The organism is Streptomyces sp. NPDC058964 (genome assembly GCF_042741275.1).
In the GTDB taxonomy this organism is placed as follows: domain Bacteria; phylum Actinomycetota; class Actinomycetes; order Streptomycetales; family Streptomycetaceae; genus Streptomyces.
In genome coordinates this window covers 1-5,454 of sequence record NZ_JBHYKH010000226.1, presented here as the reverse complement: position 1 = coordinate 5,454, position 5,454 = coordinate 1, and the positions used below count along the sequence as shown (strand labels likewise).

The window sequence follows — 5,454 nt, the reverse complement described above, 5'->3', positions numbered from 1 at the left end:
GGTTTGTTTTGTCGTTTGGGTCCCTGATCTTGTTCTAATTGGTCGTGACCGGGGCGGCCCCCTGCGCATCCCAGGTCGCTGGGTTCGTCGAACGGCACTTGCCGATGCGCCGGGAACCCGGAGTCGTCACCCGGATCGACTGTGCGCAGGTCCCCGTTCACCGGGCCATGCACGCGCCTCACATCGAGATCCGTCCTGACGGAGACGCTTCGGTGGTTCTCCACAGCCGCGAGGTCGACGCGCTCATCGACACCGACGAAGATCCAGGCCAACTCGCACGGCTGCTCCACGAATCGGCCTGTCACGTCGTCCCCGAGCTCGGCAACTCCCGCATCGCACAGACACGAATCGTCGACCGGCCCATCCCTGCCGACGGCTTCCCCTCGGTGGGAGCGGTGCCGTCCGTGCCAGGCTACTACGAGGCCGTTTCCCACAGCGGCATCACGCTCGGGCCGGTGATCGGCCGACTGCTGGCTTCGGAGATCATCAGCGGGAAGAGAGACGAACTGCTTGCGGACTTCCGCCCCGAGCGGTTCCCCTCGTGACAGCCCGGGCAGAGGCCACCACGGCCCAGGCGGGTGGGTCACGCGCGGTCCCGGGTACCGGCGGCGTGACGACGATGAGATGGATGTTGGTCAGGCAGCTGCCGCCATCACGGTCGGGGTGGTTGATGGCCGATTTGGTCGGCGTGTCGGCTTTCAGGTGAGACGGCGGGCCATCAGGGTGATGGATGCCCAGGTGATGAGCGTCTCGCTGACTTACGGCAGTCTCTCGTGGTCCCGGCAGTGCCGACGGCCCTCGTGATCCACGAAAGCGACCTTTCGATCATCCACCGCTTGGGCAGCGGCTCGAACCCTTCGTCCGTGGCCGCTGGACCACTTCCACGTCGATGCCGAGTCCGGCGCCATGATTGAAGATGCTGCTTTGGTAGCCGCCGTCGGCCCAGACCTTGGACACACCGGGATGGGCTGCGGCCAGGTCGTCGAGCAGGCATGTGGCGATGACGACAGCCACTATCCGCCCTGGCAACAGCGCCGAAAGACCTGCCGTGATCATCCCGCCGCCCTCCACCGGCCTCCCCCTTCCGAGGTGTGGCAAGTTCCTTCTGGCACGACTGAACTGCTGGAAGGTACGGGAACAAAGCAAGCGGCCTCGATTCTCGGCTTGGGCGCGCTTGTCCAGCCCGCGGCCTTGTGTACGCGCTATGCAGGGCGGGATGCGGGCCTGCGCCCGCTCAGTCGATGGGCAGGTGGCCGAGCGGCTGATCCCTGTCGGCCCGAGCGGCAAGAAGAGCCGCCACCTGTCGGCCGTGAAAGGCGGTCCCTGCCAGTCCGCCGACATGGGTACGGGATCCAGCCGGATCTCCGTCCCGAACGTTCGGGCCGCGTCGAAAAGCGTCTGCAGTTTGTGCACGCTTGCCAGATGCAGCGCTCCGACAAAAGTGCTCCAGGTCTGGGTGTCCGGGTTGAACACGGAAACAGAGCGCTGCTCGCCAGCGCGGTGCCTGACCCGCGAACGACCGTGGGGCCGTCTGCTCGTCACACCGGTCCGTCACAAGAACATAACGCCGTGTGCACGAGCGGACGTCGACCAGGCATGATTCTCCGTCAGCACATTGAGATCACGGGGGGTTCATGAGCACGCCCGCACGCCGAGCACCACAAGCAATCGCGCGCCGACCAGGCTGCGCCGTCCTCGCTGTCATAGGCGTCCTGGTACTGCTCATCAACAACTTCCCTGCCGGCGCGGTCCTGCTGCTCGTCATCACCGGCGTGTACCTGGTGGTCGATCAGCACAAGGCGAAGCAGGCCGCCGAACTGCACCACATTCGTTCACTGCAGTCCACAGAGATCGCCCGCTACCACGCCATGAATCCGAGGGAGTTCGAGCACGCGATCGCGTTCCTGTGCGAGCGGGACGGCTGTCTCGACATCCGGGTCGTTGGGGGCGCCGGCGACCTAGGCGCGGACGTCATCGCCACGGCCCCGGACGGCCGACGGATCGTGATCCAGTGCAAGAGGTACGGGCCGACCACGAAGGTTGGATCTCCAGATCTCCAGCGGTTCGGCGGCACGTGCTACAGCGTCCACGGCGCTCAGGTCGCCGCAGTCGTCACGACGTCGGTGTTCACGAAGCCGGCATTCAACTACGGCGTCCAGCACGGGATTCGCATGGTCGACAATGGTGCGCTGGCTGGTTGGGCGACCCGGACCGGGCCAGCTCCGTGGATGTGATCACATGACCGACCAGCTGCTTCACGTCGGCGGCCGAAGTGTCGAGGTCACAGCTGCGGCCCGCTGGGTGACCCGCTACTTCGACGAAAGCGCCAACCGGCGCGCGGCGGCCCGCCGCCGCGGTGCCGTGTACGCGTGGCCGGCCTACGACCGCCTCAACACCGGAAGCGGACCGAACGAACTCAATGACGGTGACTTTCTTGCCCCCGGCGTGCTCAACGCCGGACCCTCCATCACCGGCATGTACTCCTTGCAAACGGTGCGAGGCGCCTTGGAACAAGCGCTCGCGGCAGTAGCGGTCGATCTCACCCTGGAATCGGCTGTCGAGCAGGGCCTGCACCGCCAACTGCTCGGCGACCTCGTCCGCGTTCTCGACCCGCCTGGGTCGCTCCCGGGAGTACAGCTCACCATCCTAACGAAGATCCTGCACCGCAAGCGCCCTCTGCTGATCCCGTTATTCGACCCCAACGTCCGCAGCTGTTATTGGATGAAGAAGACGATTCCGGGCTATCCGTTGCATCGGGTGCGGAATCGGCCGGACGCGGAGTTCTTCCCGCTCCTAGCAGAGCATCTCCTCAGCGACCTCACAAAGCAGGCCGGGCTATGGAGTGGTCTGGCGGCACGTGTGCCAGCGGCTGTGACACCACTGCGTCTTCTCGACGCGATCGCCTGGGGGCTCGGCGGGAATCACCTGAAGTGACTGCAAGCTCCACGGACTGCCCTCCCCTGTCGGTAGATTCCTGAGAACTGCGGCTGCGGGACTGATCCAGGACACACTGAGCCCAGGCTCCGCCGCGCACTCCTCCGTCGCGGCGGGGCGCCTCACGAGTGGGCAGCGGATTCCGTCTCAACAGCCGACTTACGCTGCGGCACAGCACGGGCCATCCACCGGTTGTCGGTCAGCAGCTTCGGCAGCATGACGGGTACGTAGCCACGTCGACGAGCTGCGCGAGAGCCTCCAGGCACTCCTCTTCGCTGTCCGCCTGGACACCGATCCGGATCGCCACGTGCCCAGTGTGACCGTGCGTTGGCCAGACCGGGCCGGAATTACCCAATCCGGGTTACAGGAGGGGCACAACACCTTACGCCGGGCGTATTGGCACGCATCATGCCCTACACCCAACGAGTCCTGGGGGGACCATGTCCAACACCACTCCACCACCGCCGGGGTTTCCACCTCCGCTCCCACCTGCACCGCCCAGGCCAGCGACGAAGCTCCGCACCAACCTGATCATCATGGCCTCGGCCGCCGCCGTCATCGCGGCGGTCATCGGCACCGGGATCGTCGTCGTGCAGGCCGACAACGACGACAGCAAGCCGGCCACCACCAAGGCGGCACCCAAGGACACGGCGACAGCCGCTGGGGTGCCGGACCCGACGCCGACCTACGAGGCCGTCGACGAGAACAGCTTCTCAATCGACCTGAAGACCACAAAGCGGCAGTGCTTCGGGTCCGCGGGCTGCAACGTGACGGTTGAGCCTGACCTGACCTACCTGGGTGACAGTGAGAGCATCGACCCGAATGCCGTGTACGAGGTCACCTATGAAATCCACGGTGATCAGTCCGGGCCGGTCATTGAGACGGCTGAGTTGTCGGATCGGACGAGTCTGAACTTCACGCCGTCGTTGATCAGTACGGTGTCGGCGGGGACGAAGGTGTCCGTGGAGATCACGGACGTGTCGACCTCGGGGTAGCGGAACCTCACGCTGCAGCCCCGCTCCGGGTTCCGGGCGGGGCCGTCGTCATGCGGTGGGCTCGGCTGAGTGGTCACGCTCGGGCGGACAATCGATGGAGCGGCCCTCGCTCATTCGGTGGGCTCCTCACCTGGGCGCATCGGAGCCTCCCGTAGAAGCCTTCCAACTGCACGTTCAGCGCTGCCAAGTCTGGATGCTCGGCCAGCTGGCGGACCTCTGCTTCTGTGAGCAGCTCAGCGCATCACCTCATGGAGCAGGTGGCCAACGCTGCTTCGGCGGCCATGTCGAGCTCGGCGGCACGCTTCCGGTGCAGGCCCGCCAGAATGCGGAGTTGTCGTGCCCTCAGCTCGTATCGGTCGGGGTTCTCGCTCATGCGGTCTCTTCCTCGCTGCGCGCCAAGCGCTCCGGCGCCAACTTGCCCACCATCGGGGGGCATAGGAGCTCGGGGCTTCCTCCCCGATCGTGGACACGGGTTGTCATGCGGCGATGGCCAGCGTAGTTGATCTCTGTTCGAAGACGGCCGGGGCGAGGTAGCCGATCGCCGAGTGCCTGCGCTGGTTGTTGTAGAAGCCGAGCCGGCGGAACATCGCGAGGCGGGCGGCTCGTGTGGTGGGCCAGCCGCCCCGGCCAGGCAGGATCTCCCGTTTGAGCGAGGCGAAGAACGACTCAGCGGCCGCATTGTCCGCGCTCGAGCCGCCGGCCCCCATGGAACGCTGGATTCCAGCGGTGCGGCAGGCATCGGCGAACGCCTTCGAGCCGTACTCGGCTCCGTGATCGCTGTGAAAGATCACGCCGTTCACCCGGCCGCCGCGGGTGCGGACGGCCATGTTCAGGGCGTCGGTGACGAGCTGGGTGCGCATGTGGTCGGCGATCGACCAGCCCAGCAGGCGCCGAGAGTGCACGTCGATGACCGTGGCCAGGTAAAGGAACCACCCACCGATATCGGTAAATACGTGACATCGCCGATCCAGACGATGTCGGGGGCGGCGGCGGTTCCGCTGCAGCAGGTCGGGCACCGCCTGCCGGTCCGGATCTGGGATCGTCGTGCGATGTCTCTTCCGCAACCTCCGCCCTGTAATGGCGTGTTATTGCAGCACCGCCGGAGCAGCGGAGTCATCCCCGAGATCGCGACCTGGCGCGGTTGCGGTTGAGTAAGCAGCCCCTGCCTCAGCGCGTCGAAGCGGCCAGGGGTTACGGCGAGCCATCACGCCGTAACCGCACAGGAGCGGCCGACCGGCGCTGCCGTCTGCCATTCGCCGCGGCAAGTGGAACCAGTCGTGGCACAAGGCCAGGCGGGATTCTCACCCACCAGGCGATCCGAGCCCTGCCTGAGCAGGTCTGGCATCCCCCACTCGAACAGGACGGCACCCTGCGCGAGGGCGCGGAAGTCGCCGAGCTGACCGGCATGATCGACCTGGCCGGCTACCCGGACGGGGCCGACCCTACGTCTACCTGCCGATGGCACTGCGGACGTCGTGGGCGATGGTGATCCAGGCGTCGAGCGTCTTCAGCGCCGCTCCCGAGG

Annotated in this window: 7 protein-coding genes; 4 read left to right on the top strand and 3 right to left on the bottom strand. The window is 66.2% G+C overall.

All coding sequences use genetic code 11. From position 1 onward, the window contains the following. The first annotated feature begins 104 nt into the window (after positions 1 to 104). On the top strand, positions 105 to 545 hold the full coding sequence (locus tag ACFW2E_RS25525) for an NAD(P)/FAD-dependent oxidoreductase (RefSeq protein WP_384469403.1): 441 nt from the start codon (positions 105 to 107) through the stop codon (positions 543 to 545). A gap of 280 nt (positions 546 to 825) precedes the next feature. Here the strand turns inward: ACFW2E_RS25525 and ACFW2E_RS25520 are convergent, their stop codons facing one another. Continuing rightward, positions 826 to 1,473 carry a hypothetical protein gene (locus ACFW2E_RS25520; protein WP_384469402.1) on the bottom strand — a complete coding sequence of 216 codons (648 nt, stop codon included), beginning with the start codon at positions 1,471 to 1,473 and terminating at the stop codon, positions 826 to 828. 161 nt (positions 1,474 to 1,634) lie between these two features. On the opposite strand from ACFW2E_RS25520, the gene ACFW2E_RS25515 reads away from it, so the two are divergent. The 3 genes from ACFW2E_RS25515 to ACFW2E_RS25505 all read left to right on the top strand — a co-directional run bounded on the left by ACFW2E_RS25515 (position 1,635) and on the right by ACFW2E_RS25505 (position 3,929). Continuing rightward, a complete protein-coding gene (locus tag ACFW2E_RS25515) occupies positions 1,635 to 2,234 on the top strand; it encodes a restriction endonuclease (protein WP_384469401.1) in 600 nt (199 codons plus the stop codon). 4 nt (positions 2,235 to 2,238) lie between these two features. Continuing rightward, positions 2,239 to 2,934, top strand: coding sequence for a DUF6308 family protein (locus ACFW2E_RS25510; protein ID WP_384469400.1), 696 nt, complete (start codon positions 2,239 to 2,241; stop codon positions 2,932 to 2,934). 536 nt (positions 2,935 to 3,470) lie between these two features. Beyond that, a complete protein-coding gene (locus ACFW2E_RS25505) occupies positions 3,471 to 3,929 on the top strand; it encodes a hypothetical protein (protein ID WP_384469399.1) in 459 nt (152 codons plus the stop codon). A 241-nt stretch (positions 3,930 to 4,170) separates the two neighbouring features. On the opposite strand, the gene ACFW2E_RS25500 is transcribed toward ACFW2E_RS25505, so the two are convergent. Continuing rightward, on the bottom strand, positions 4,171 to 4,302 hold the full coding sequence (locus ACFW2E_RS25500) for a hypothetical protein (RefSeq protein ID WP_384469398.1): 132 nt from the start codon (positions 4,300 to 4,302) through the stop codon (positions 4,171 to 4,173). A 103-nt stretch (positions 4,303 to 4,405) separates the two neighbouring features. Next, entirely contained in the window at positions 4,406 to 4,993 is a 588-nt protein-coding gene (locus tag ACFW2E_RS25495; protein ID WP_384469397.1) for an IS3 family transposase, read from the bottom strand. Positions 4,994 to 5,454: the final 461 nt, after the last annotated feature.